Source organism: Saccharopolyspora sp. NPDC002376 (assembly GCF_053593195.1).
In genome coordinates, this window is record NZ_JBSFBZ010000041.1 from 1 (window position 1) to 26,030 (window position 26,030).

Consider the following 26,030-nt stretch of genomic DNA (forward strand, 5'->3'; position numbering starts at 1 on the left):
GAGGAGATCGTCGCGCTCGCGCTGCAGTACCTCGACGGACGCGCACCTCTGTTCGAGGAACGGGTGCGTCGCGGATGCGTTGTGGACGGCCACGGAGATCTGCTCGCAGAGGACATCTTCTGCCTGCCGGACGAGCCACGGGTGCTGGACTGCCTGGAGTTCGACGACGCACTGCGCTACGTCGACGGCCTCGACGACGCGGCCTTCCTGTCCATGGACCTGGAACGGCTTGGAGCCGTCGATCTCGCGGTGGACTTCCTGTCCTGGTACCGCGAATACTCCGCGTCCCGCAGCACCACATCCCTGGCCCACCACTACGTGGCCTACCGTGCGTTCGTCCGTGCCAAGGTCGCCTGCCTGAGATGTGCACAAGGTGCGGATGCGGCAGCGGACGCGGTGGCTCTGACCGCCATTGCCCTGCGCCACCTGCGCACCGCGCAGATCAGGCTGGTCCTGGTGGGCGGGCTTCCGGGAACGGGCAAGACGACCGTGGCCGGCGCGCTGGCCGATCGCATGGGCGCTGTCCTCCTCCGCACCGACCAGATCCGCCGCGAGCTCCCCGGTGCTGCTCAGCTCGCCGCACACGCGGGATACGGCCGAGGCCTGTACGACAGCGACAACGTCCACGACACCTACAGCGAAATGCTGGCCCGCGCCCGGACCCTGCTCGCTCACGGGGAGAACGTGGTGCTGGACGCGAGCTGGAGCAATGCCGACGAACGCGAAGCGGCCAGGGCGGTGGCACGCGAAACCTCTGCCGCACCGTCCGAGTTGCACTGCGTCGCGCCGATCGAGATCAGCGAAGCCCGCATCACCGCCAGAACCGACGACGCCTCGGATGCGACAGCGGACATTGCCGCGCACATGGCAGACCACTTCGCAGCCTGGCCACAAGCCACGCGCATTGATACCTCGGGAAACCCGGACACAGCACTGTCCGAAGCCTGGGGAGTGCTGGAACCCTGAACCGATCAGCATGCCGAACACGTCGGTGGGCCGCGGCACGCGCCGCCACAGGATCATGTCGAAGATATCCAACGACAACACCGAGCAGGACCCATCGCAGAGCATCCGCTCCACCCGCTCAAGCTGCGACACGCGCTCGGTACCCATCGCATTCAACAAAGTCTTGATCTCCGTTCAGCAAGCCAGATCGACAGCTCGGCCGTCCGGAGGAAGCTCGCGGCGCAGCAGGCAGAGCTGCTGTCCGCGTTGCTCGCGGCAGGCGAGCCGCCGCCGGGATTCGAGCCCGATCGGCTTCGCGCCCAGTTCGACGTCCTGCTGGCGAAACGACGTCGGGTGGTCAGCAACCGGAACTCGGGGACCTAAGCGGACGGCATCCTGGGCTGTTCGAGGCTTTCGGGCGGAAGAATCCCCGCCGGACCGGGACCGGCGCGCGCTACGACGCGGATTCCATTGTGGACTGGCTGCGGGATCGGGGAGTTCTCGACCGGCCGAAGCACTGGCGGTGGCGGCGATTCCTCAGGTGGCTGACCAGTTGATCCAGGCAGGGCTGCGAATGTCCCCGATCCAGCGGCAGGTCATGGCTATGCGCAGAGCGCCGTGTCCAGGGCTTGCTCGACGTGTTGTGCCGTGGGAAGGCTGGTGAGAGCGCCTGTGACGACGACCGTGGCCGCGCGCCCGTCTTCCGTTGCGGCGTTGCGGGTGGTGTAGCCGGGGGCGTCGCCGCCGTGGGTCCAGGCGGTGCCTCCGCAGCTCAACTTGATGGCGGCGATGCCTAGCCCGTAGCGAGTGCTTCCGGTCGTGTCGAAGGCGGGGGCGTCAACGGTGGTCCGCATCTGTTCAAGTTGTTCCGGCTTGAGCAGCTCCCCGTTCAGCAGCGCGGTGAGGAATCGGTTGAGGTCTCGGGGAGTGCCGACCATCTGTCCGGCTGCCCACCCCATTGACGGATCCATCTCGGTGACGTCGGCCTGGGAGCCGTTGGAGTCGGGAAAGTATCCGTGCGGGTGGCTTCCGCGGATGGTTTGCTCGCCGAGCGCGGGCCAGTAGGTGTCCTTCAGCCCGATGGGCTCGATGATCCGCTTGGTGATCTCCTCGCCGACGGGGCGGCCGGTGACCTTCTGGATGAGCAGGCCGGCGACGACGTAGTTGGGGTTGCTGTAGCTCCAGCCGGTGCCGGGCGCGAACAGGGACTTCTTGGCCAGGGCGATGTCGAGCAGTTGATGCGGCTCGAAATAGGTGTGCTGGACTTCGGAGTAGTTCGTCGCGAGCTCTTCGTCGTTGTCGTCCAGCCCGCTGGTGTGCTGGAGGATCTGCCGCACGGTGATCTTCCGGCCGTCGATGCCGTCGCCGCGGAGCAGGTTCGGCAGGTAGGTCTCGATCGGAGCGTCGAGGTCGATCTTGCCCTCGCCGACCAGTTGCAGCACTACCGTGGCGACGAACATCTTGGTGTTGCTGGCGATGCGCACCTGCCCGTTGGCGGGCACCTCCGCCCCGGTGGCGAGGTCGCTCACGCCCGCGGTGTAGTCGCGAACTTGCCCGTCGCGCCCGTGGACGGCGGCGAGCGCGCCGGGAAAGCCATCGTCGCGGATCAGCCGGTCCAGGCTCGCCTGGACCGCGTCGGAGCGGTGCGGGGCGGTGCTTTCGACGGACGAATCCTCATCTGCGAAGGGGAAATCGTCGTCATCGCATGCGGTGAGCCCGGCGATCAGCACGGGGATGCACAGGCTCAGCGCAGCTGCCCGGCGCTTGCGGCGGCGCGGTCCGCCTTGGGGGTTGAACACGGGATCCCTTTCCTGAAACGGTGAGCCGCCAGCATGCCGGGGTGCAGGCGGCCGATCGATCCCGCGCGCAGGAAGGTGTGAAGTGCAGCCAGCGCTACCGTGCCGACGGACGCAACGTGCCCGGCCGGTCAGGGCGTCGCTGGGTGTTTTCGAGATAGCGCAGGACCGCGGCGACACGCCGGTCCGCGCGGTCGGTCGGGGCGAGGTCCAGCTTGGCGAAGATGCTGCGGATGTGCTTGTGGACGGCCCCGTTCGTGACGCAGAGCCGCTCGGCTATGGCGCCGTTGCCCAGTCCTTCCGCCATCAGCGCCAGCACGTCGCGTTCCCGGGAGCTCAGGCGCTCCAGCCCGGTGTCGGGCCGGGTCCTGGTCATGAGCTGGGCGACGACCTCCGGATCGATGGCCGTACCTCCGTTCGCCACTCGGTGCAGCGCGTCCAGGAATTCCCCGACTCGTCCGACGCGTTCCTTGAGCAGGTATCCGAGGCGGGAGGTGTCACGGGCCAGGAGATCCGTGGCGAAGGCTTGTTCGACGTAGGCCGAAAGCACGAGCACGGCCAGGTCCGGCTGCCGCCGCCTGGCCTCGACGGCGGCAGTGATGCCCTCGTTGGTGTGTGTCGGCGGCATCCGAACGTCCACAATGGCCACGTCTGGCTGGTGCGCCTCGACCGCGGTCAGGAAGTCCTCGGGTGTGCCTGCGGTGGCCACGACGTCGAGCGATTCCGCGCGCAACAGCAGCGTCACGCCTTCGCGCAGCAGCAGGTCATCCTCGGCGATCACTATCCGCATGGCAGGCTCACAGTCAGGGTAGTAGGTCCGCCGGCCGGGCTGACCAGCGAGAACTTTCCGTCCACCGCTTCGATTCGGCGGCGCATGCCGATTATCCCGGAACCGCTGTGCTCGTCGGCTCCACCACGGCCGTCGTCGGTGATCTCCACCCGCAGCTCGTCGTCTCGGTAGCCGAGCCGAACGGTGGCCTGCCGGGCATGGCTGTGCTTGGCGATGTTGGTCAGTGCCTCGGCCACCACGAAGTAGGCCGTCGCCTCGACGGATGCGGCGCACCGCCCAGGCAGATCGGCATCGATCCGGCAGTCCACCGGGCACGATGCCGCCAAGGCGGTGAGGGCGTCGGGAAGGCTGCGATCGGCCAGCCCCGGCGGCAGGATGCTGCGGACCACCCCGCGCAGCTCCTGGAGCGCTTCCTCGGCGGCGTCCTGGGCGCGGTCGAGGATGGCGTGGGCATCGGACGGATCCCGGGAGAGCGCACGGCGAGAGGCGCCGAGCAGGACGTTGACAGCGACTAGCCGGTTCTGGGTTCCGTCGTGCAGCGCGCGTTCGATCCTGCGCAGTTCGGCGGAGTGGGCGTCCAGCGCGGCGGCCCGGGTCGCGGTCAGCTGCGCGACCCGGAGGGCGAGGTCTGCACCGGGTTCGGGCGACAGGAGACGGCGTCCGGGCCATGCCTGCAACCTGGCCATGCCGGGTAGGACGACGAAGACGACGACCAGCCACCCCACGCCCATCAGGCTCACCCAGAGAGCGTCCTGCGTACTGCGGACGTGCATGAGCTCCAGCGAGTCGGTGGCCTGCTCCGGCGGCACCAGGTACCACCACAGCGGGAAGGTGCCGTTGGTGACCACGTAGAACGGCAGCGTCACGCCGATCAGTCCGAGCAGAAGCCCGGCGGTCGCATGCCAGGCCGCCCAGCCCAACTCGCGACGCACTGCGGGATCCTTCAGGGCAGCACCCAACTGGGTCGGCACCGGACCCGGGCCGATGATCTCGGCATCCCAGCGCGAAAGCCGAGCGCGCTCCCGGTCCGCGATCATGCGCAGCATCCGCAACGTGAAGGGTGCCAGGAGAAAACCCACGCCCACGAGGCACGTCAGTGCGGTCACGGTCGCCGCGAGCAGTGCTCCCACGGCCATGACCGCGCTGCCGAGCCCGCCGACGAGGTGTTCGAAGGCGTCCATGATGACGCGCGCGCGGGTGGCCAAACTCCATGAACGGATCGGCCCCGGCGCTTCGCGTGTCGGCATCCACCGCACCTCCTTGGTGAAGATCGAATGTTAGGGCACCACGAGGACCGGAGCACCGCCCAGGTATTCGACGCGAACGTACAGCCTGCTGTACTCGAACTGTCCAGCTCGCGGGTTGGTTCGTGGCGGTTCTGGCGCCATAGGCTCAAAAAAGTCCCGACAGGCCGTCGACCGTGGAGCGCCATGACCGACTCCGACCGCATCGCGGAGAGTTCCGAGCCCCAGCGGACGACGCGGCCCACCGATGCCCGAGCCGGAAGGCTTCGACCGCTGTTGTGGCTTGTGCTCGTCATCAGCGCTTCCGCGAACCTGGTGCTGTGGTCCACGAGCAGCGGTGTCCTCATTGGACTCTGGTTCGGCCTGCTCACCGCCTTGAGCGGCATGGGCCTAATCGTCCACCACTACCACCACCGACGCGGATGACCACAGGTACCGCAGACGGCCGACCACGAAGGACGAAGAAGCTGTCCACCGTTGCACTGACGCAAGTCACCAAGACCTATCCCAATGGCCTCCGGGCGCTCGACGACGTGAGCCTGACCGTCGAGCGCGGCTCCTTCATCGCCGTGATGGGACCGTCCGGGTCGGGCAAGAGCACGCTGATGCACTGCGCCTCCGGCCTGGACATCCCGACCAGCGGAAGCGTCGTCATCGGCGATACCGACATCAGCGCGCTGAACGAAACCCGCCGCACCGAACTTCGCCGGGAACGAGTGGGGTTCATCTTCCAGTCCTACAACTTGCTGCCATCGCTCACCATCGCCGACAACCTCACGCTCCCACTACGACTGGCCGGCACCGTGCCGGACGAGGATTGGTTGCGCACGCTGCTCGACCGCGTCGGCCTGGCCGACCGCCTCGCGCACCGCCCGGCCGAGCTCTCCGGCGGGCAGCAACAACGGGCCGCGATCGTCAGGGCGTTGATTGCCCGGCCAGCGGTCGTGTTCGCCGACGAACCAACGGGCGCGCTGGACCTGCGCAGCGCCCGGGATGTGCTCGGCCTGCTCCGCGAAATGGTCCACAGCCTAGGGCAAACCGTCGTCATGGTCACCCACGATGCCGCCGCAGCCGCGCACGCCGACCGCGCACTGGTCATGGCCGACGGGCGGATCATCGACACCGTCACCGCACCTTCCGCCGCCGACCTGGCCAGGCGCATCACCGAACTTGAAACGGAGTAGACGATGCTGCGCCTGGCGCTGCATACCGCCCGCCACCGGATCGCTGCCCTGCTGGCCGTCGTGTGCGCCACGCTCGTCGGCGCGACCCTCATCACCTGCATCGGGGTGATCGCCGAGTCCGGCCTGCGCTCGCACGCGCCGGCTGACCGGCTTGCCACCACTGACATCGTCGTGTCGGCCAGCCAGTCCTACACGCCGCCCGGTGACTTCCCGATCGCGCTGCCGGAACGCGCCGAAGTGCCTGCCGATCTGGTCGGTCGGTTGGCGCGGTTCCCCGGCGTCACGACCGCGATCGGTGACGTGAGCTTTCCCGCCGTGGTCCTCGACGCGCGAGGCACGGCCGTACCGGCCGAAGACCCGCGCACTGCCGGACATGGTTGGTCTTCGACCGCCCTGCTGGACCACCTGCACATCTCCGGCATGGCGCCGACCGGCCCCGGCGAGGTCGCCCTCGACGACGACCTCGCGACCGCGGCAGCCGTGTCGCCCGGCGACCAGGTTGCGGTGAGCGCGGCCGGAAAGCAGGGCAGCTACCGCGTCTCAGCCGTGATCGCCACTCCTCAGGCGGGCGGGATCTTCTTCGCTGATCCCACGGCGATGGGATTGGCCGGTCGCGACGGTGCGGTAGACCTGGTAGCGCTGCGCACCGACCCGGGCGCTACCGACTCGGTCGCCGCCGAGGTACAGAAATCCCTGGGCGCGAGCGGGCTCCTCGTGTCCACCGGTTCGGCGATAGGTGACGTCGAGGACCTCGGCGCATCGGCGGCCCGATCCCTCCTCCCGCTGCTCGCGTTCTCGATGGCCGGGACCGTTCTGCTGATCATCGGGTTCATTGTGGGTGGCGCACTGGCCGTGTCGGTCGGAGCACAACGACAGGACCTCGCCCTGATGCGTGCCATCGGGGCTTTGCCACGGCAGATCCGCAGATTCGCGGCCGCGCAGGCCACCATCGTTGCTCTTCCCGGCACGGCGGTCGGCCTCGCCGCCGGTTATCTGCTGGCCGAGCAGTTCCGGCGACTGCTCGTGTCGATCGGTCTTGCCCCGTCCACCTTGTCGCTGAGCATCAGCCCATTGCCGGCGATCGGCGCGGCGCTGCTCCTGGTCGTTGTCGTGCAGGTGTCCGCCCGCTGTGCGGCGTGGCGCACTTCCCGCTTGCCGGCCACCGAGGCAGTATCCGAGTCACGCAGCGAACCGCGCACTCCGTCGACGTTGCGGACCTGGACCGGCGGCCTGCTGGTTGTCGGCGCCACCGCATTCTCGATCACGCCGCTGCTGATCCGGTCGCAGATCGGGGCGTCCACCACCGCCGTCGCCGGTATCGTCGCGGTGATCGGGCTCGCGATGGCCGGCCCGGCTCTGGTCCAGCGGCTCAGCCAAACCCTCGCGCGGAAACTGCCGACGGGTGTCGCCGCGCCTACCTGGCTCGCGGTGGCCAACGGCCGCGATTACGCGCTGCGGATGGCCGCGGCCATCACCACCCTCTCCATGGCCGTGGTCTTCACGATTACCTACACCTTCACGCAGACCACTGTGCTGGCGGCCACCGCCAGCGACGTGCGGGACAGCACCCGGGCGCAGTTGAGTATCAGCGCGCCTGAGCTCGGTGGCCTGCCTGACGACGTGGCGACCGCCGTTGCGGCCATACCCGGCGTGCAGGCCGCGGCTCCGGTTAACAGCACCACGGTTCTGTGGCCCTACCAGGTTTTCGACGAAACCGAGGTCGAGAGCTCGTCCGCGCTCGTCCTGACCTCTGCCGCACCGGAAGTCCTCGATCTCGACGTGCGCGCCGGTGACCTCGCCGAGCTCACCGGCGACACCGTCGCGGTCGACGCCGAGGTCGCCAGCTCGCGTGATGCGCCGGTAGGCAGCGAGACAAGCCTGATCCTCGGTGACGGGCAGCAGGTCAACGCCAGGGTTGTCGCCACCTACGCGCGTGGCCTCGGTTTCGGTCCGGTCGTGCTTTCCCGCGACCTCGCGGCCGGCCACACCACCACAGGGCTGGACGACAGCATCCTGATCCGCACCGATGGCACAGACGCCGCCAGGAAGAACCTCGCCGCCCACACCGAATCCCGTCCAGGCCTGGTCCTCGACGACGATCCCGCGGCCGCACTGGGCGGGACGGCAGCCGTGAGTCCTGAGTTGTGGGTGAACATCGCGGTACTGGCGGTGCTGCTCGGCTACCTCCTGCTCGGCATCGCGAACAAGATCGTCGCCACCACCGCTCAACGCCGCAACGAACTCGCCACCCTGCGGCTGATCGGTGCCACCGCGCGACAGATCCGGGCGATGATGCGGCGTGAGGCAGCATTGATCTGCGCCGTCTCCCTGGCCACCGGTCTACTGCTGTCGCTCGTGCCCGTCGTGCTGCTGTCCATTGGTTTCCTGCACCAGCCATGGCCTGCAGGACCAGCGTGGCTGACACCGCTGATCGCGGTCGTGGTCGCAGCGATCACTTTCCTCGCCACCGAACTACCCACCCGGCGGCTGCTGCGCACACCTCCCATCGAAGCCCGCACCCACCCGTCATGAACCCGGCGCAGACCTCACAGATGTCCACATCGAACAGGTCGACAACACCGGCTGGGCGATCGAACACCAGCTAGCTATACCTGCAATCCGGTAGCTGACGCTGCTGTGCCATCCGCCGGCAGCTCGTACCTTCCATATCACTGGATTCGGGTTCAACGAATGAAAACATCCTGATTTGAAGGGGAAACCCCGTGGTCAATCGTGTGCAAACCGGACGAAAGGCCGGCTTGCGTTCCGTCATCGGCCGTTACCCGTTGACGAGCTTCTTCGTCCTGGCGATGGGGCTGAGCTGGATCGCTTGGACACCGTACGTGATGTCCAAGAACGGCATCGGTGAGGAGGACTTCGAGTTCCCCCCGGTGTTGGGCACGTCGCAGATCCTCGGCATGCTGCCCGGCGCCTATCTCGGTCCGATCCTCGCCGCGTTCATCGTCACCGCTGCCGCCGAAGGCAGGCCCGGGTTGCGCCGATGGGCCGGGCGCTTGCTGAGGTGGCGGGTCAACTGGAAATGGTACGTCCTGGCCGTCATCGGCGTTCCCGTCGCCCTCATCATCGGCGGCATTCCCTTCGCCGGCGTGGAAAACATGGCCCTCCCGCCCGCGATGGTGCTCGTGGCCATCGTGCCCGGACTCGTTCTGCAGGTCGTCACGACCGGTATTGCCGAGGAGCCCGGTTGGCGTGACTTCGCGTTGCCCCTGATGCAGCCGCGGTTCGGTCCACTGCGCGGTACGCTCCTGCTCGGCGTGCTCTGGGGTATCTGGCACCTGCCGCTGTTCCTGACGGAGTGGGGCGGATACCCCAACGTCACGTGGGTGGATCCTGTCGAGTTCATCATCTCCTGCGTCGCCATCAGCATCGTCATGACCTGGGTGTTCAACCGCACCGGCGAAAGCCTGCCGGTCGCCATGCTGTTGCACGCCAGCGTCAACAACTTCCTCTCGATCGGGTGGGCGTTCGTATTCCCCACGCTCGGCGACTCGCACCAGGCCACGGCCCACGTCGTCCTTCTCGTCTTCGGGGTAACGGCCCTCGTCCTGCTCGTGACGACGCGCGGCAAGCTCGGATACAAGCCGAGCGCGGTAACCGAAACTCCGGATGCACAGGTGCACACGACGGCGTGATCGGCGGAGCATCGACCGGTCTCACGTGCTGGTACTCGCCACCGACCGGGTAACCACCGAAGTCCTGGCCAGCATGCGGAAAGCAGCTGCCCGAACCAACGCTCCGGCGGTCCTCGTGACCAACGAGGTGGGCAAGTCCGGCCTGATGGCCCGGTCGAGAGCCGGGGGGCATCTCAGCCCCCGGCTCTCGACCGGGCGCACCTGCTCGGTGGCAGCGCTGTGGACGTGCGACCGCTGATCAGCAACCCAATCGTCAGCCCCCGGTCATCACATCCGTTCTCGTCTGATCGTGAACATGCTGAGCTCCGCCGGATCCAGGCGCGCAGCGGCGGTTAGCTGACCAGGCGCCAGTCTTGCGCTCATCGACGATCTGGTCGTTCTGGTAGGTGCCATGTGCCAGGTGTCAGCATCTTCTCGCCGGCGAGTTCTGCCCGTGCCCGCCGCTCGTAGCACCGACGCCCGATGCGCTCGGATGGGGGACTGCGAGTGATGACATAGGACGCTGCACGAAAACGGTGGTTTCAGACGCGGTCGGCGAGGTCGAGATCGCGGTTCCGCGAGACCGTGAGGGCGCCTTCGAGTCGCAGATCGTCCGGATGCTCACCGACGGCATCGGTGGACTCGACGTACGAAGATGCGAGCGCCTGGGCGGCATCCTCAACGAGTACCAACACGCAGCCCGACCCCGATGAATGCTATTCCCGGCAAGCGCAGGGTCAAGGGAGGGCGCGGATTCCCTGACCACGCAACGGAAAGATTGCCCGGCAGCGGTCGATCAACGCTGGTACCGCTGGACCACCCTCGTGCTGCTCGCGCATCTCTTCCTCGCCATCACCACTGCCGCCGAGCACACCAAACCCACACCGACCGACCTAATTCCCTTGTCCCTCAACGAAATCCGGCACCTGTGTGCTAGGATCGTGTTGCGCAGGAATACCTGTGAGATCGGAAAATCCAACGGAGAAAATATGATTCGCAAGATCCTGGTTGGCACGGCGATCGTCGCCGGCACGCTGGCCTTCAGTGCTCCGGCCATGGCCTCCCCATGGGGTCCCAGGCTCGTCGGGGTTTACCCCTCGGAGGCTATGGCACTGGACTATTGCAAACTGGGCATTGCCTCGGGTGACTGGGGCCACTGCAAAATGAAGAAGACCTACTACGGTATCGAGCTGTGGGTCAGCGCCTGAGCGGCTCCACATTTGCCCGGATCCATCGGTGGTCTTGGGTCACCGTTCGGTCGTAGGCAGGCGAGATGCCCTCCTGAGCTGAGAAGATGAATCTTGCTGAAGGATCTGTCCCTCCGAGCGGGGAGGGCATCTCGCAGGTGCGGTCTTCTCATAGTGCGGCGCGAGTGGATGCGGTGTTCGATGAACCGAATTTGATCGCGTATGCGGGGCTGCTGCCGGTGGTGCGTTGGCTGAGCAGACGCGGCTTCCCGAGCTGGTCACCGAGGCGGTGTGTATTACCGGTGCGGATAACAGCGGCGGGGCGAACCCGGCGGCGAAGATGATGACGCTGATGGCAGCGATGGCCGCAGGCGCGGATAGTAGCGACGGCGTCGACCGGGCTCGGCATACAGCCATGCCGGCTGTCTTCGACGGGATCAGAGCCCCGTCCACCTGGTGGCGCTCTCATGCGGATGCCGGGCCGGTGGTGTTCCGGCGACAATTGCCTTGCGGTTGCCCGAGTATCTCGGTGACGGTGGTTCGATGATCGTGGTGTGCGTGCTGACAGGTGACGACTGGGCCGAGTGGCGGGTTGAGATTGGCGGTGCAGCACTCGTACGCGATGCCATCGGCCATCGCACCCTTGACCCCCTCCCTGTCTGACTGGGGTGAGACGCCTGGATCGGTTCGGGTTAGCCTGGGTGGGACGTGATTGAGGAGTAGCAGACCCCTTATGGCCAGCAGTAACACCACGAGCAACACCGGTACCACCGGTAGCGCTGCCGGTAATGGTCGGGCGTGTCAGATGGGTTGTGTATGAGATCACTTTGTGATTGGAGTACGACCCATGACGGATACGCAGCAGCCGGGGCATGGCCCGTTCGAGGCAGCCACTGTCCAGCCGCCGTTGTCGGCTCGGGAGACGGTCGATGAGATGGTCGAGGCTGGTCTTCTCGACGATGTGATGTCCAAAGTAGACGAAGGTGGGTTGGTGTTGACCGGCCAGGGCGGGTTCCTGCCCGAGCTGGTCAAGGCCGTCCTCGAGCGCGGTCTGCAGGCTGAGATGACCAGCCATCTCGGTTATGACAAGGGTGATCCGGCTGGTCGTGGCTCCCCGAACTCCCGTAACGGGACCAGTGCCAAGGCGGTGGTGAGGGCGCGAAGTTTCGGATGAGCGTCCTGATTGGACTGAAGAATCGTGGTGTCAAGGATGTGTTCTTCCTTGTCTGCGACGCCTGGGCGGCATCCTCAACGAGTACCAACATGCAGCCTGACCCCGATGAATGACATTCCCGGCAAGCGCAGGGTCAAGGGAGGGCGCGGATTCCCTGACCACGCAACGGAAAGATCGCCCGGCAGCGGTCGATCAACGCCGAAACCCGACGGGGCATGCGCTGGTTGCGCGGGTACCCGACGCAGATGTCGCTGCGCTCCACGTCGTCCTCGATCGGGCGCGCCACCAGCGGCAGGCCCTCGTAGCTCACGTCGGTCGGCGGCAACTGCATCAGAATCGAGTAGCCCAAGCCGCGTGCGACGAGCGCGCGCACCGTCTCGAAGTCAGCCGAGCGCCACCCGATCACCGGATCGAGCCCGCACGAACGCACCGACGGCAGCAGGTTGTCGCGCACCGAAGGGATGTCGAGCAGGACCATCTCCTCGCCCCGCAGGTCTGCCAAGCGGACGGCCTCGCCACCGGCCAGCGGATGCCCTGCGGGCAGGATCACGTGCGGAGCACGTTCCTGGATGACGTGCGCCTCGACTCTGGGAACCAGGTGTCGCCGATGCACGATGACCGCGTCGAGCCGCCCAGCCAGCATCAGCTCCTGCAACTCGTCCGAGGAACCCTCCCGGAACGTCAACTGGAGGCCCGGGTTCGGCAGCGCTAATTCGCAAATCAGCGGAGGCATCATGAACGCAGCTAGCGTCGAGTAGCAGCCGATCGCGAGCCGCCCGGCAATGTCATTGCCCAGCGCGCTGGCTTCCAGCTCCGCTGCCTGCCGAAGCAGCTGCCTGGCCTCGACCAGGAAGTTCTGCCCGGCAGAGGTCAACGTCAAGCCCTTGGCCCGCTGCCGGACGCTCAGCTGTACCTGCAGCGCGCGCTCCAGTTCTGCGATGGCCAGGGACACCCCGGCCTGCGAAACCTGACAGGCCTGTGCGGCGGCGCTGATCGAGCCGTGCTCGGCGGCGGCCACGAAGTACTCGACCTGCCGCAACGTGTACCGGAAAATAAGCACTCCCTATGTGAAACCTCAGAAACAATCGTTTTACAAATCTTTGCGGCGGCCGGACAGTGGCTTGTGGCCGGAACCACACCAGTCCAGAAGGAGCCGCACCACCGATGAGTCAGGTACTACGCAGCGAAGGAGCTGCGCCGCCCGAGGAGGGCGAAGCCAGCGTCGTGCTGCTTGGCACCAGCGGCGGGCCGCGCTGGTGGACCGACCGCGCGGGCATCGCCACTGCGGTCGTAGTCGGCGAGGCCATCTACTTGTTCGACTGCGGTAGCGGCGTTGGACGGCAGCTCAGGCTGGCGGGACTCGACATCGAACGGCTGCGTGGCGTGTTCATCACCCACCTGCACTCCGATCACGTGGTGGACCTGGCCAGCCTCGGCATCTTCGGCATGTTCGGGCTGGAGAACCACGCAGGTCCGCCCATCCCGATCATCGGTCCCGCCGACCGCGGCGCGATCGTCCCGGCCTCGCCGCGAGCCGAAACCAATCCCGGCGTGCTCTACCCCGACGATCCGACGCCCGGCATCGTCGGTTTCTGGGAATACTCGATGCGCGCCAGCGCGACCGACCTCAACGACCGGTTCCGCGACTCACTGCGCCCGGCGCCGAACGACCTGTTCGCGCCCAGCGAGATCGAGCTGCCCACCGAGCTTGGGTTCCACGCCAACGACAACCCGGTCCCGGCGATGGAACCAGTGGTCGTCTTCGCCGACGAACGGGTCACGGTGTCCGCGATCCTCGTCCGGCACCCCCCGGTGGCCCCGGCCTACGCCTACCGCATCGACACCCCGGCTGGCTCGGTGACGATCTCCGGCGACACCGCGCCGTGCGAGAACCTGGTCCGCCTCGCTCGCGACACTGACCTGCTGCTGCACGAGGTGATCGACGAGGCGTGGATCACCGAGCGCTACGGCGACGGCGCGACCCCGGAAGAGCGCACCATGATCGACCATCACCTGAACGCGCACACCGGCATCCGCGACACCGCGCGCATCGCGACCGAAGCGGGCGCCGGAGCTCTGGTCCTGCACCACTTCGTCCCGGGCAACCGACCCAGGCACCGCTGGGAGACCGCCCGCAACCACTTCGCCGGCCCGGTCTTCGTCGGCGACGACCTGATGCGGATCCCCATCGGCGCCGCAGCTCGCCCGGAAGGGAAGTCAGCGTGACCGCACCACAGGAGCAGAACACGACACCGAACACCACGGCCGAAGAGTCGCTGAACACCCCGCACATGCGGCGCGTCCTGCTATCGAGCTTCCTAGGCAGCGCCATCGAGTTCTATGACCTGATGCTGTACGCGGCGGCGGCCAGCCTGGTCTTCGGCCCGGTGTTCTTCGCCCACATGAGCCCAGGCCTGGCGCTGTTCGCCTCCTTCGGCACGATGGCCGCGGGCTACCTGGCGCGCCCGCTGGGCGGGCTGATCTTCGGCCCCATCGGCGATCGCAAGGGACGCAAGACCGTGCTGATAAGCACGCTCGTACTGATGGGTGTGGCGAGCGCTCTGATCGGGCTGCTGCCCTCCTACGCCACGATCGGCGCGGCGGCTCCGGTCCTGCTGGTGCTGCTCCGGGTGGTCCAGGGCATCGCCGTGGGCGGTGAGTGGGGCGGTTCGATGCTGGTCGCACTCGAGCACGCCCCGGGCGGAAAACGCGGATTCGCAGCCAGTTTCGCGAACCTCGGCGGCCCGGCGGGCACAGTGACCGCCACCGCGGTGCTGGGCCTGTTTGCACTGCTGCCCGACGACGCCTTCTACAGCTGGGGCTGGCGGGCTCCGTTCGTGATCAGCTTCGGACTTGTCGCGTTCGGCCTGTTCGTCCGCGCCAAGGTGGCCGAGACGCCGGTGTTCGAGCGGCTGGCGCAAGCAGGCGAGGCGAAGGCAACCCCGGTGCGCGAGGTGTTCGGGAAGCACTGGAAGCCACTGGCGCTGGCGATCGCCGCCGGTATCACGCCGTACGTGGTGCAGGGGCTCTTCGTCGTCTGGTCGACGGCGTTCGTCGTCGACCACGGGATGGACCGCTCGCTGGCACTGAACCTACACATCGCCGGCGCCGTCGGGCTGATGATCATGATCGCGGTGACCGCCCGGCTCAGCGACCACTTCGGCCGCCGACCGGTCATGCTCGCGGGCGTGGCGCTCGGCCTGCTGCTGGCATTCCCGCTGCTCGCAATGCTAAAGAGCGCAGGGTTCTGGAGCGTCCTGCTGGCGATCGTGGCGGCCCAAATGCTGGTCCAGGGACCCATCTTCGGGCCGTTCGCGGCGTTCACCGCAGAGCTTTTCCCGACCCGCATCCGGTACACCGGCGCGTCGCTGGCATACCAGACGGCCTCCACCCTGGGCGCGGGCCTGACGCCGATGATCGCCACCGCGCTATACAACATCAACGGCCACGGCACAACCCTGATCACGGCATTCCTGATGCTGTGCCTGTTGGTCAGCGGTCTGGCAATCTGGTCGAGCCGAGAGGGAACGCAGGCGAAGCTGGATTTGCTCTAGCCCGGAGCAGCCGGGCTGTCGGTCCTCACCGCCCGATACGTGTCTTGAGCATGTGAACACAGCTTATGCGACGCACCCCAGTGATCGCGACAGCCTGGTGGACGGTGCCCTCAACGCCGGTGCGGACGGCGTAGCGAGCTTCCCATTCTTATGTGGACTGCTCGGCCCGGACCTACTCGGATCTCAACACGGCTGCTGGTGTGGCCTGCGCTATGCCAGCCGCGGAACGCAGCACAACGTTCCAGGAAATCGGTGGCAGGACGATGGACCCCAGGGCTGCGTCAAAGGGGGCTGCCCAGGGGTCGTTCTTACCTGACGTGTGAGGCCGTGGCCTCACCTGGAAGGAGGCCACCGTGCCCAAGCCCTGCCCGCAGGAGTTCCGTGATGACGTGGTGGCGGTGGCCCGTCGTGGCGAGGTTCCGTTGAAGCAGGTCGCCAAGGATTTCGGGATCTCCGAGTTCTGTCTGGCCAACTGATTGCGTGCCGCCGACGTCGCCGACGGCATACGCGCCGGGGTGACTCGTGAGGAGTCTGCCGACTTGCGGGAGCGCAACCGGTTGTTGGAGCAGGGGAACGAGGTCCTGCGCAAGGCCGCCGCGTACTTGTCGCAGGGCAATCTGCCGGGGAAATAGTTTTCCCGCTCGTGGCGTGAACTGGCCGCGGCCGGCGCCCCGATCCGGGTGCCGGTCGCGGTGACGTGCAGGGTGCTGGACATCTCCCGGCAGGCCTACCAGCTCAGGCGAGACTTCACCGCGAAAGCACCCGGCCAGCGGTTTGTCGGTGACATCACCTACCTGCCCACTGGACGACCTCTGGGGTGCTGCCCAATCGTTCGGCTGCTGTGCGGGTGAGAGCGGCGGATGCGTTGACCAGTACCGGTTGTGCGGCTCCTGCTAGGAGGGGGAGGTCTGACAGGGAGTCGGTGTAGGCCCGGTCCCAGCGTGGGCAGTCGATGAGTTCGAGCTGGCGCACCTTCTCCTTTCCGTGGTTGTGCACGATGAAGCGGCCGGCGGTGGGGTCGAGGTGGGAGGCGACGAGTTCCACCGCTCCGAGGCCGATCCCGCGCAGGTAGGCCGCGGCGAGTTCGTGTTCCGAAGCGGTTGCGACGATGACGCGCCATCCGGCGTCGTGGAGTCCACGGAGGACTGCGACTCCGTCCCACGCGACGCGGGATGATCGGGCCATCTGGTCCGCGAGTTTGCGGGCCAGGGCGTCGTAGGCGGGCCGCGTCATGCCGGCCACTGCGCGGGTGGCCAGTGTTCGCAGCACGCCGGGGCGCAGGTGTTCATGGCGCCAGTCACGGGCGAGGCGCGGGGCTCTCGCGGCGACTGCGAGCGCCCGTGCGGGGGAGCGTCGGTACTGGTGGATCGCCAAGGCGGCGAAGGTGTCGGCGGTGTAGAGCACGCCGTCGAGGTCGACGACGGCGGTTCGGGGCGTCATCGGCGCAGCGAGATGTGCACGTCGCCTTCACCGGGGCGGGCGGCGTCGAGCAGGTCGCCTGGGATGCGGAACACCCGGCCGGGGGCAGCGGGCCACGGCAATCGCTTTTCTGCCACGACCTGGCCGTTCTGGGTGGCCACGACCCGAGGGAAGGCGACGTACTGGTCGACCCAGGCCAGGAGCCGGTTGCGGGCGGGGCGGCGGTCGTCGACGCGGCGCACCATCGGCGAGATCCACCGCAGCGGTTCGTCGGCGACGATCCGGATGCTCTTCTCCGAGGGGCGCCGTTTCTCGCGCAGGTGGTCCAGGACGCTGGCCGCGACCTGCTTGCCGTCGAGTGCGGCGATGTCGGCGGTGTCGACCGGGTGCAGCACGTTGCCCGCGGCGAAGACGCCGGGACGTTCGGTGCGCAGTTCGGTATCCACGATCGGTCCGAGCGTGCCGGGGTCGAGTTCCAGACCGGCGGCGCGGACCAGTTCGTTGTCCGGGATCCAGTCGCCGGTGAACACCACGGTGTCGCAGGGGACGGTGTCGCGGCGTCCGGTGACGAGGTCTTCGACTTCAACGGCTTCGACCCGCGGTTTGCCGATGATCCGGGTGATCTTGGTGTGGGTGCGCACCGGGACGCGCAGGCCGAGTTTGCCCGGTACGGAGAACAGCGCGTAGGACTCGACCTTGGGGTGTTCGCTGGTCATCAGTACGGTCTCGCAGTCGGCATCGCGCAACGTCAGCACCGCTGACCAGGAGACGAGTTCGCTGCCGACGATCACCGCTTTGGTGCCGACCTTGCGGTGGTGCAGGTGGACCATGTTCTGCAGCTGGCCGGTCGTGAAGATCCCGTCGGGGCGGTCGCCGGGCACCATCCGAGCGGTGCGCGGCCGCTCGCGAGCGCCGGTGGCCAGCACGATCGCCCCGGCGTGCACCTCGAACAGGCCGTCCGGGGTGGTCACTTCCAGGCCGCCGTCGGAGGACCAGCCGGTGACCATCGCGCTGGTGCGGATCACCGCGCCGGCTTGCTCGGCGCTGTCGACCATGCGGCGGGCGTAGGCCGGTCCGCTGTGGAACCGGTGCAGGTCGCGGATGCCGAAGCCGGGGTGGTCGCAGTGCCGCGGGATGCCGCCGGCCTGCTGCTCCCGGTCCAGCACCAGTACCTCGCCCGGCACGGCCGGCGCCAGTTCCTGGGCCGCGCGCAGGCCCGCCGGGCCCGCCCCGACGATCGCGACCTCCGGGGTCAGCCGCGTGCGTGCCGTGCTCATCGGTGTGCCTTCCTCTCGCTGTCCTGCAGCATTTCCGTCACGTTCGCGCCGCAGTAGAAGCCCTGGCAGCGTCCGTTCATCGCGCGCGTTCGCCGCCGCAGTCCGTCCAGATCGCAGGGTGGGATGGTGCTGTTCAGCGCGTCGCGGATCTCGCCCTTGGTGACGCGCTCGCAGAAGCACATCACGGTGCCGTAGGCGGGGTCGGCCGCGATGCGGTCGCTGTCGGCGTAGGGCCGCAGGTAGGCCTCGCCGATGTTGGGCATCTGCGGCGCATCCGGCAGGTCCGTGCGTTCGTGCAGTTCCAGGCCGGCCTTCTCCAGCAGTCCCAGCAGGTGTTCGGCGATGGCCATGCCGGAGGTCAGGCCGGTGGAGCGGATCCCGCCGGCGACGGCGTAGCGCTGCGGAGCGTCGACCTCCACGGTGTAGTCCGGGGCGTCGCTGGCGGCTCGCAGCCCCGCGTAAGTCGCGGTCACTTCCTCCTTGAGGAGCTGGGGCATGATGCGTTCGCCCTTCTCCTGCAGGAACTTGTAGCCGTCCTCGGTGGTCGAGGTGTCGCTGCGGTTGGTCATGTCCTCGGCGGTGGGGCCCAGCATGACGTTGCCGTAGATGGTGGGGGAGACCAGCACGCCTTTGCCCAGCTTGGACGGCACCGGGAGCACGATCTTGTTCACCATCGGACGGGTCTGCTTGTCGAAGACCAGCAGTTCGCCGCGCCGCGGGTGCAGGTGGAACCGGTCGTGGCCGAACTGGGCGTCGATGACGTCGCTGCCCAGTCCGGCGGCGTTGATGACCCAGCGGGCGCGGACGTCGCCCCGGTTGGTGTGCAGGACCGTCTCGTCAGCGCCAACGGTCACCGACTCAACCCGGTGTGAACGCAGCAGCCGGGTGCCTCGCCGCACCGCGTCCGTGGCCAGCGCGAGGTTCGTGGTCCAGGTGCAGATGATCGATTCACCGGGCACCGTCAGGCCGCCCAACGCTCCCGGGCCCAGCGTTGGCACCTGCCGGTAGACGTCGTCCGGGCCGACGATCTCGGTCTCGGCGTAGCCGTTCTGCGCAGCTTTCTCCTGCAATCCGGGCAGCGCGGCCAGCTGTTCCTCGTCCCAGGCGACCAGCAGCGCACCGGTCGGTTCGTAGGGGATGCCGGTTTCGTCGGCGTAGGCCTTGAGCAGGTGGTATCCCCGGGACACCAGCTGTGATTCCAGGGTCCCCGGTTTGGCGTCGAAGCCGGTGTGCAGGATCGCCGTGTTCGCTTTGCTCGTGCCGTCGCCGACGTCGCAGCGCGACTCGATCAGCGCCACCTCGAGCTGGTGCCCAGCCAGCAGTCGAGCGATCGCCGAACCGACCACGCCGGCACCGATGACGGCCACATCGACGACTTCCGTGTCGTGTGCCGAAGTCATGACTCCTCCAGATTCTCGCGATCGCTGCTGAGCGCGGCGTCGACTGCAGTGCGCCATCGGGCGCGGAACTCGGCAGCGTCGTCGGCACCCAGTTGCGGGGTAAAGCTAGTGCTCGGTGTCCAGTCGATGATCGCCTGCTCGAGCGCAAGCCCGGGATCGGCCGCAGCGCGGGCGAATCCGGCCGCGCCGAGCGCCGTTGCGTGCGCCGAGGGGAACACGTCGACTTGGACCTGCAGCAGGTCGGCGACGGCCTGCATCAGCACCTGGCTGCGGGTGAGCCCGCCGTCCACCCGCAGCCGCCGCAGCGGTTCGCCGACGTCTTGGGCGGCGCAGTCCGCGAGCTCGGCGACCTGCGCGGCGATGCCGTCCAGCACCGACTTGATCAGGTGACCGACCTCTGTGGACAGAGTCATGCCGCTGAAGCTGGCCTTCGCCTCCGGCGCCCACCACGGGGCCGACAAGCCGGCCAGTGCGGGCACGCACAGCACTCCGTCGCTGTCGGCCACCGCCACGCGATCCAGGTCTGCTGCGCCCTGGATCAGCCCCAGGTCCTGCAGCCACCGCACAGCCGAAGCCGCTGTGGCGACTTGCCCGTCGAAGCAGTACGACGTTTCGCCGCGCACCCGCCACGCGACGGAGGCTGCTAGTCCCGCGCTGGAGCGGACCGGTGTCGGACCCATGTTGGCCAGCAGGAAGGCTCCGGTGCCGAAGGTGCACTTGGCCTCGCCGGGGGAGAGGCATCGTTGCGCCAGAAGAGCGGCCTGCTGGTCGACGACGAGGCCGCCGACCGGCACCGTGCCGCCGAAGAGAGTGGTCTCACCGACCATTTCGTCGTTGGCGGCGATGCGCGGCAGGGCCTCACCGGTGAGGTCAAACGCCGCCAGCAGTTCTGGATCCCACGACACCGAGTCCAGGTCGGTGAGCAGCGATCGACTGGCAGTGCTGGCGTCGGTCACGAACTCGCCGGTGAGCTGGTGGATCAGCCAGGTGTCCGATGTGGTCACCACGCCGTCGGTGGTCAGCTGTTCGCGGATCCAGCGCATCTTTGGCGCTGAGAAGTACGGGTCCAGCACCAACCCGGTGCGCTGGCCGATCGCCTCCGCCGAGTCGCTGCGCTTCGCGCAGATCTCCGCGGAGCGCCGGTCCTGCCAGACGATCGCCTGTGTCAGCGGGCGTCCCGTCGCGGGGTCCCAGGCGAGCACCGTCTCGCCCTGGTTGGCCAGCGTCACGCAGTCGACGCGCACCCCCACTTCGGCGACGGCCCGCCGCCCTGACGCCAGCACGGAGTCGAGCAGTTCCTGCGGGTCCTGTTCCACCCCGCCACCGGAGAGGTAACGGGGGTGCACAGGGAGTTCGACGACGCTGAGCACGCGGCCGCCGCCGTCGACCACCATTGCCTTGGTGCCCGAGGTTCCCTGATCGATCGCCAGGACGGTGGTCACCGGTTACCTCCCGAGTTGCTCGGAGCCTGGTTCGGGTCGGCGTCCAGCGCCTTGTCGATGTCGTGCAGGTCCGGCATCGACAGGCTCTTCGCGCCGTGGCGCACCAGCAGGTAGACCAGGTAGACCGCGCCGATGGCGAACATGACGAGCACGTACAGCCAGGGCTCGGCGAACGAGGCGTCCCGGAAGATCAGCAGCTCGAAGGCCAGCCAGACGACCGCCAGCACCAGCACCGGGATCTCCATGCGGCCGAGTTCGAAGCCCTTCGACGGCGGCAGGTTCTTGCGCTTGACGATGTAGAGCAGCACCGTCGCCGCGTAGATCAGCGCGGGCAGCAGCGTGGCTGCTGAGAACAGCGAGAACAGCGCCTGGGTGGAGCCAGCGAACAGTGCCAGCACGATTTGGCTGACCACGAACATGAACACCGAGGCGTTCATCGGGGTGCCCGTCGATCCGTTGATCCTGTTGAGCAGCTGCCAGGCGGGGAACCTCTTGTCGCGGGACATGGCCCACACCAGGCGGGCGCCGCTGAGCGAGATCACCAGACCGCACGAGAAGATCGAGAGCACGACCAGCACCAGCAGCGCCTTGCCGACGTAGGAGCCGAGCACGCGGGCGATCACATCGGCCACCGGGGTGTCGGACTGCGCCAGCGCCACCGGGTCGCCTGCCAGCGCCGTCACCGCGACGAGGAACAGCATGCCGAGCACGCCGAGGCCGACCACTGCCTGGGCCATCGCCTTGGGGACCACCCGCGCCGGGTCCTTGGTCTCCTCGGCCAGGTTCGCCGCGGACTCGAAGCCGACGATGGTGAACGCGCCGAGCAGGAAGCCCATCGCCCACGGTCCGGCCGAGGTCAGGCCGCCCAGCGCGAAGTAGCCCTCGCTCGGGATGTCGCCGGTGCTGAACAGGGTGCTGAAGTCGAGCTGCCCGGTGATGCCGCCGACCACGAACAGCAGCACTGTCAGCGACACCATCCCGATCAGCTGGATGGTCACCGCCACGTTGTTGACCCGCTGCGTGGCCCGGGTCGACAGCGCCACCAGGATCGCCTGCAGCAGCAGCACGACCGCAGTGATGGCCCAGGCGTTCTCGTTGGTGCCCTGGTACTGGAACAACACCGGCAGGATGGTCGCGGCGATTGTGTAGTCCACAGCGACGACGACCACGCCGAGGAAGGTGAACGACACCCAGCCCATGATCCAGCCCAGGATCGGGTTCGCCAGCCGGGAGATCCACTGGTACGAGTAGCCGCTGACCGGGATCCGCGCCGCCAGCGCACCGAAGATCAGCGCCACGCTCAGCTGGCCGATGACCACGACCGGCCAGGTCCAGATGCCCATCGGTCCGGACGAGCTGAGCACCGAGCCGTAGGCGGTGAAGATGCCGGTCGCGATCGAGACGAATCCGAAGGCCACCGCGAAGGAGGTGTACCAGCCGAGCTCGCGTTTCATCTCCTGCGCGTAGCCGAACTCTGAGAGGCCGTTGCCGCGCTCACCGGGCGTTGTCATTTCCGCCCTCCCTCTTCTGCTCCGCCGGGCCGCGATGTGCCGGCTGCCGGGGTGTTCTGTTGGTCTTCGGGCTGGATGATCCGGCCGCCGGATTCGGCGATCGCCCGGGCCAGCTCCGTCGGGGGTTCCTGGTCGGTGACCACGCCGGAGAGCTGATCCAGCGCTGCGACGCGGTACGGGGTGACGCGTTGGTGCTTGGTGCTGTCGACCAGCGCGTAGCTCGCGGCGCAGTTACGGATCATGGCTCGCCGCACGTGGCATTCGTCGAGGTGGAAGTCGGTCAGTCCGGCTCCGGCGGCCAGTCCACCGGAGCCGAGGAACGCGACGTCGGCGTGGATTTCCTCGAAGAAATCGTGAGCCACCGGGCCGGACAGGGCCAGGTCACCGCGCCGCATGCGGCCGCCGCTGACGTGCAGCTCAACTCCCGGGACATCGGCGAGTTCGGTGGCGACCCGCATCGAGCACGTCGCCACCACGCCGGTGAAGTCCTTCGGGATGGAGCGAGCGAGCTCGACCGCGGTCGTGCCGACGTCGATGACGACCGTCTGACCCGGCTGGATGAGCTGCGCCGCCAGCCGGCCGATGACCGACTTGGCCTGCTGCGCGGTGCTGGAGCGCTCCAGGAAGGGAGCCTCGTCGCCGAGGTGACCGGTGCGCACGGCACCGCCCCGGACGCGCGTCAGGACGCCTTTGCCTTCCAGCTCGGCGAGATCGCGCCGGATGGTCTCGGTGGAGACCTCCAGCAGTTCGGAGAACTCCGCTGTCGAGATGACCCGGCCGGACCGGATCGCCTGGTTGATGCGGTCGTGCCGCTCAGCAACGAGCATCTTTGACCGTTCCTGTGGAAAACTGTGGGTGATTGTGGAGGAGTATGGGATTCGTTGGATGTCGGTGTCAAGGCGGCTCGATGTGACGCAGGCCATCCCCGGTGTGCATTCGCGTCGGTGAGAGCACGCCGCCGCATGCAGAGTGGCGGGAGATGTTCTCTGGGGCGCCTGTGCTTCAGACGCGCGCTAGGGCGTGTCTCCCAAAGCGCGAAGCCAGGTGACGATCGCCTTCGGCACGGCTTCGCCGCGGAAGGTCAACGCGAGCTTGTCGTAGCGGGTGGCCAACCCGCGCCACTGCTTTGCGCGGTGGATCTTCGTAGACAACCGAGGGCCGGGTCGACGCCGTAGGCCTCGTCCCCGGTGGCCCACCGGGCCGGCGCTCCGGCGCGCAGAGCACGGGTCAGCATGTCGGCTGCGAGTGCGGGCTTGGTGGCGAACTCGATGTCGTCGGGAACGCCGGCCAACTCGGGCGGTCCCCCGCTGGGCGGTGCCGACGGTGGTTCTGCTTGGGAGGCCGAGGTGTCACAGGTGGCGACGAGCACGAGCGTTCCAGAGCGGCGCAAAGGTGTCTCTTTCCCGGCGGTCGCCGCGCGAGTCAGACGGCCAGGTCGGCAACCGACCCGGACGGCGCGGTGCCCGAGCGTCTGGCAGACAGTGCGAACGGTCCGTTAGCACCTGTCGGTTCAGTCGCCGGAGTGGTCCGGCAGGAGTTGAGCCGCGAGTGATCGTGCCGTGGCAGTGAGTGTGGCCGTGCCCAACCCGGTCCGGCCCATGAACACGATCCCTTGTTGCGCGGCCAGGAGGGCCCGCGCTAGCGCGATCGGATCCGCTCCGACCGGCACGTCGCCCTCGCGTTGGGCACGGGCCACGCAGTCGGCGATCAGCGCGGTGGACGTCTCGTAGGTGCGGTGGGCGTGGATGAGGACTTCCGGATCGGCGTGACCGAGTTCGCAGGTGCTGTTGGCCAACATGCAGCCACGTCGCGTGCCGGCGCCCGTCGGGTCGTCGATCGGTGCCTCGAGGAGCATGCGTAGTGCGTCCAGGGCCCGTGGAGCCTCGGCGAGGGCTTCCCGAAGATGGCCATGGCTGTCGTCAGTGTAGCTGCGCAGCGCCCGGAGGAAGAGCTGACGCTTGTCGCCGAACGCTGCATACAGGCTGCCTTTGCCCAGCCCGCTGACCCGCATCAGGTCTTCCAGCGAGGTCGCGGCGTAACCGGCGTTCCAGAACTGATCACGAACAGCGTTCAGCACCTGCTTCTCGTCGAACGCTCGCGGACGTGCCATGCGAACCAGGATACGGGTTCTTGACCGTGCGGTCCACCATGCTTATGGTGGACCGCACGGTCAAGAACCCCGTGGCACGTTGCATCTAGGGAAGTGGGAAGCACATGGGAAAGCTGGACAACAAGGTGGCGATCGTGACCGGCGGGTCGCGGGGGATCGGGGCGGCGTCGGCGCTGGCGCTGGCTGACGAAGGAGCTGACGTCGCGATCAGCTACTCGTCCTCGGCGGATCAGGCCAAGGCCGTGGTCGCCGACCTGGAGGCAAAGGGAGTGCGCGCGGCGGCCTTCCGGGCCGACCAGGCGGATGCGACGCAGGCGGCTGGCCTGATCCACAACGTGGTCCAGCAGTTCGGAAAGCTGGACATTCTGGTCAACAACGCGGGCTTCACCGCCGCTGCCCCGATTGACAGTGAGCTCGCCGACGAGTCCGCCTTCGACCGCCAGCTCGCCATCAACTACACCAGTGTCGTAGCCGCGATCAGGGCGGCGTTCCCGCTGCTGCCCGATGGCGGGCGGATCGTGAGCATCAGCTCGGGTGTGGGAACGCGGGTGGGTTTTCCCGGGATGACCGACTACGCGGGCTCCAAGTCGGCCCTCGAGGGCTATAGCCGGGGCGCAGCCCGCGATCTGGCGCATCGGGGCATCACCGTCAACGTGATCCAGCCCGGGTTCATCGACACCGAGATGAACCCCGCCGACGGCCCGGCCGCATCCATGTTCCTTTCGACAACGGCGATGGGGCGGCACGGCAGGCCGGAGGAGATCGCCGCAGGCGTTGTCTTCCTCGCCAGCCCGCAGGCCTCCTACGTCACCGGCGCAGTGCTGAGGATCGACGGCGGATACGGCGCATAGCGCGACCGCGCAGCTTACGGCGGGCGGCCACGGACGGCGGCGGCGCAGGAGTGCAGTGACACCTACGGGTCGGACACCTCCCGACTTGGCAGTAGCCGAGGAGGAGGACGCGGGATGGGGCGTCGAAGCAAGTGCCCCGAGGAGTTCCGCCGCAACGCTGTCGAGCTGGCGCTCGACGGCGGCCGGTCGGTCCGCGACGTAGCTCGCGAGCTCGGGGTGAACTACGAGACGCTGCGCAACTGTGGCGAGGGCCTGCGCCGGAAACGCTGCGAGGGCATGGCGGCGGTCACCGGCGCCGAACGCACCGACCTGGCCCGACTAGCGCTGGGTCGCCGAAGTCGAGCTGGAGAAGGAGGTCCTGCGAAAAGCCGCGGTCTTCTCCGCCCGGGAGACAGACCGGTGACCCGAGAGGTGATCTACAGTTCATCGCCGCGGAGAAGACCACCTATCCCGTCCGTCCCTTGTGCCAGTTCTGGCCGTGAGCCCGTCGGCGTTCTATGACTGGCGGTGTCGC

The 26,030-nt window shown here is 67.7% G+C and carries 24 protein-coding genes and 3 pseudogenes; 15 read left to right on the plus strand and 12 right to left on the minus strand.

What is annotated here, in order from left to right; genetic code table 11:
- A partial coding sequence (locus ACWCO2_RS24675) for an AAA family ATPase (protein ID WP_450130130.1) occupies nt 1-966 on the plus strand: 966 nt, incomplete at its 5' end.
- Nucleotides 967-1,547: 581 nt separating this feature from the next.
- Here ACWCO2_RS24675 and ACWCO2_RS24680 read toward each other — a convergent pair.
- From ACWCO2_RS24680 to ACWCO2_RS24690, 3 genes are all read right to left on the minus strand, one after another.
- Complete coding sequence (locus ACWCO2_RS24680) at nt 1,548-2,744, minus strand: serine hydrolase domain-containing protein (RefSeq protein ID WP_450130131.1); 1,197 nt, start codon at nt 2,742-2,744, stop codon at nt 1,548-1,550.
- Between the two features lie 94 nt (nt 2,745-2,838).
- A complete protein-coding gene (locus tag ACWCO2_RS24685) occupies nt 2,839-3,531 on the minus strand; it encodes a response regulator transcription factor (RefSeq protein ID WP_450130132.1) in 693 nt (230 codons plus the stop codon).
- Nucleotides 3,522-4,778, minus strand: a complete 1,257-nt coding sequence (locus ACWCO2_RS24690; RefSeq protein WP_450130133.1) for a sensor histidine kinase — start codon at nt 4,776-4,778, stop codon at nt 3,522-3,524. Before ACWCO2_RS24690 ends, ACWCO2_RS24685 begins: the two co-directional genes overlap by 10 nt.
- A 183-nt stretch (nt 4,779-4,961) precedes the next feature.
- Between ACWCO2_RS24690 and ACWCO2_RS24695 the strand changes: the two genes are divergently transcribed.
- From ACWCO2_RS24695 to ACWCO2_RS24735, 9 genes and pseudogenes are all read left to right on the plus strand, one after another.
- Nucleotides 4,962-5,201: a hypothetical protein gene (locus ACWCO2_RS24695; RefSeq protein WP_450130134.1), complete on the plus strand. Its 240-nt coding sequence runs from the start codon at nt 4,962-4,964 to the stop codon at nt 5,199-5,201.
- Complete coding sequence (locus ACWCO2_RS24700; RefSeq protein WP_450130135.1) at nt 5,198-5,959, plus strand: ABC transporter ATP-binding protein; 762 nt, start codon at nt 5,198-5,200, stop codon at nt 5,957-5,959. The genes ACWCO2_RS24695 and ACWCO2_RS24700 overlap by 4 nt, the downstream gene beginning before the upstream one ends.
- 3 nt (nt 5,960-5,962) lie before the next feature.
- Entirely contained in the window at nt 5,963-8,491 is a 2,529-nt protein-coding gene (locus ACWCO2_RS24705) for an FtsX-like permease family protein (RefSeq protein ID WP_450130136.1), read from the plus strand.
- A gap of 191 nt (nt 8,492-8,682) precedes the next feature.
- The gene (locus ACWCO2_RS24710) at nt 8,683-9,612 is read left to right on the plus strand and encodes a CPBP family intramembrane glutamic endopeptidase (protein WP_450130137.1); all 930 of its coding nucleotides are present in this window, start codon (nt 8,683-8,685) and stop codon (nt 9,610-9,612) included.
- A gap of 25 nt (nt 9,613-9,637) precedes the next feature.
- Nucleotides 9,638-9,850, plus strand: coding sequence for a hypothetical protein (locus tag ACWCO2_RS24715; protein WP_450130138.1), 213 nt, complete (start codon nt 9,638-9,640; stop codon nt 9,848-9,850).
- Between the two features lie 259 nt (nt 9,851-10,109).
- Nucleotides 10,110-10,238: pseudogene (locus ACWCO2_RS24720) on the plus strand (IS256 family transposase); the annotation flags it as partial.
- 156 nt (nt 10,239-10,394) lie between these two features.
- Nucleotides 10,395-10,541 (plus strand): annotated as a pseudogene (locus ACWCO2_RS24725) (IS701 family transposase); the annotation flags it as partial.
- Between the two features lie 484 nt (nt 10,542-11,025).
- Entirely contained in the window at nt 11,026-11,325 is a 300-nt protein-coding gene (locus ACWCO2_RS24730; protein WP_450130139.1) for a hypothetical protein, read from the plus strand.
- Nucleotides 11,326-11,625: 300 nt separating this feature from the next.
- Nucleotides 11,626-11,928: pseudogene (locus ACWCO2_RS24735) on the plus strand (transposase); the annotation flags it as partial.
- A gap of 157 nt (nt 11,929-12,085) precedes the next feature.
- On the opposite strand, the gene ACWCO2_RS24740 reads toward ACWCO2_RS24735, so the two are convergent.
- On the minus strand, nt 12,086-13,012 hold the full coding sequence (locus ACWCO2_RS24740) for a LysR family transcriptional regulator (protein ID WP_450130140.1): 927 nt from the start codon (nt 13,010-13,012) through the stop codon (nt 12,086-12,088).
- 104 nt (nt 13,013-13,116) lie between these two features.
- Here ACWCO2_RS24740 and ACWCO2_RS24745 point away from each other — a divergent pair, with 104 nt between their 5' ends.
- From ACWCO2_RS24745 to ACWCO2_RS24755, 3 genes are all read left to right on the plus strand, one after another.
- Nucleotides 13,117-14,178 carry an MBL fold metallo-hydrolase gene (locus tag ACWCO2_RS24745; protein WP_450130141.1) on the plus strand — a complete coding sequence of 354 codons (1,062 nt, stop codon included), beginning with the start codon at nt 13,117-13,119 and terminating at the stop codon, nt 14,176-14,178.
- Nucleotides 14,175-15,506, plus strand: coding sequence for an MFS transporter (locus ACWCO2_RS24750; RefSeq protein WP_450130142.1), 1,332 nt, complete (start codon nt 14,175-14,177; stop codon nt 15,504-15,506). Before ACWCO2_RS24745 ends, ACWCO2_RS24750 begins: the two co-directional genes overlap by 4 nt.
- A 353-nt stretch (nt 15,507-15,859) precedes the next feature.
- Nucleotides 15,860-15,982, plus strand: coding sequence for a hypothetical protein (locus ACWCO2_RS24755; RefSeq protein WP_450130143.1), 123 nt, complete (start codon nt 15,860-15,862; stop codon nt 15,980-15,982).
- A 310-nt stretch (nt 15,983-16,292) separates the two neighbouring features.
- Here ACWCO2_RS24755 and ACWCO2_RS24760 read toward each other — a convergent pair whose 3' ends face one another.
- The 8 genes from ACWCO2_RS24760 to ACWCO2_RS24795 all read right to left on the minus strand — a co-directional run bounded on the left by ACWCO2_RS24760 (nt 16,293) and on the right by ACWCO2_RS24795 (nt 24,665).
- Nucleotides 16,293-16,946, minus strand: a complete 654-nt coding sequence (locus ACWCO2_RS24760) for an HAD family hydrolase (RefSeq protein WP_450130144.1) — start codon at nt 16,944-16,946, stop codon at nt 16,293-16,295.
- Nucleotides 16,943-18,202, minus strand: coding sequence for an NAD(P)/FAD-dependent oxidoreductase (locus tag ACWCO2_RS24765; RefSeq protein ID WP_450130145.1), 1,260 nt, complete (start codon nt 18,200-18,202; stop codon nt 16,943-16,945). The genes ACWCO2_RS24760 and ACWCO2_RS24765 overlap by 4 nt, the downstream gene beginning before the upstream one ends.
- Nucleotides 18,199-19,602 carry an FAD-dependent oxidoreductase gene (locus ACWCO2_RS24770; RefSeq protein ID WP_450130146.1) on the minus strand — a complete coding sequence of 468 codons (1,404 nt, stop codon included), beginning with the start codon at nt 19,600-19,602 and terminating at the stop codon, nt 18,199-18,201. Before ACWCO2_RS24770 ends, ACWCO2_RS24765 begins: the two co-directional genes overlap by 4 nt.
- Nucleotides 19,599-21,044: an FGGY family carbohydrate kinase gene (locus ACWCO2_RS24775; RefSeq protein WP_450130147.1), complete on the minus strand. Its 1,446-nt coding sequence runs from the start codon at nt 21,042-21,044 to the stop codon at nt 19,599-19,601. Before ACWCO2_RS24775 ends, ACWCO2_RS24770 begins: the two co-directional genes overlap by 4 nt.
- The gene (locus tag ACWCO2_RS24780) at nt 21,041-22,555 is read right to left on the minus strand and encodes an amino acid permease (RefSeq protein ID WP_450130148.1); all 1,515 of its coding nucleotides are present in this window, start codon (nt 22,553-22,555) and stop codon (nt 21,041-21,043) included. The genes ACWCO2_RS24775 and ACWCO2_RS24780 overlap by 4 nt, the downstream gene beginning before the upstream one ends.
- Complete coding sequence (locus ACWCO2_RS24785; protein ID WP_450130149.1) at nt 22,552-23,382, minus strand: DeoR/GlpR family DNA-binding transcription regulator; 831 nt, start codon at nt 23,380-23,382, stop codon at nt 22,552-22,554. Before ACWCO2_RS24785 ends, ACWCO2_RS24780 begins: the two co-directional genes overlap by 4 nt.
- 186 nt (nt 23,383-23,568) lie before the next feature.
- Nucleotides 23,569-23,706, minus strand: a complete 138-nt coding sequence (locus ACWCO2_RS24790; RefSeq protein WP_450130150.1) for a hypothetical protein — start codon at nt 23,704-23,706, stop codon at nt 23,569-23,571.
- Between the two features lie 359 nt (nt 23,707-24,065).
- Nucleotides 24,066-24,665 (minus strand): TetR/AcrR family transcriptional regulator, encoded by a 600-nt coding sequence (locus ACWCO2_RS24795; protein ID WP_450130151.1) that lies wholly within the window; start codon nt 24,663-24,665, stop codon nt 24,066-24,068.
- Between the two features lie 104 nt (nt 24,666-24,769).
- On the opposite strand from ACWCO2_RS24795, the gene ACWCO2_RS24800 reads away from it, so the two are divergent.
- Both ACWCO2_RS24800 and ACWCO2_RS24805 read left to right on the plus strand, forming a co-directional pair.
- A complete protein-coding gene (locus ACWCO2_RS24800; RefSeq protein ID WP_450130152.1) occupies nt 24,770-25,516 on the plus strand; it encodes an SDR family NAD(P)-dependent oxidoreductase in 747 nt (248 codons plus the stop codon).
- Between the two features lie 114 nt (nt 25,517-25,630).
- The gene (locus tag ACWCO2_RS24805) at nt 25,631-26,017 is read left to right on the plus strand and encodes a transposase (protein ID WP_450130153.1); all 387 of its coding nucleotides are present in this window, start codon (nt 25,631-25,633) and stop codon (nt 26,015-26,017) included.
- Nucleotides 26,018-26,030 lie beyond the last annotated feature (13 nt).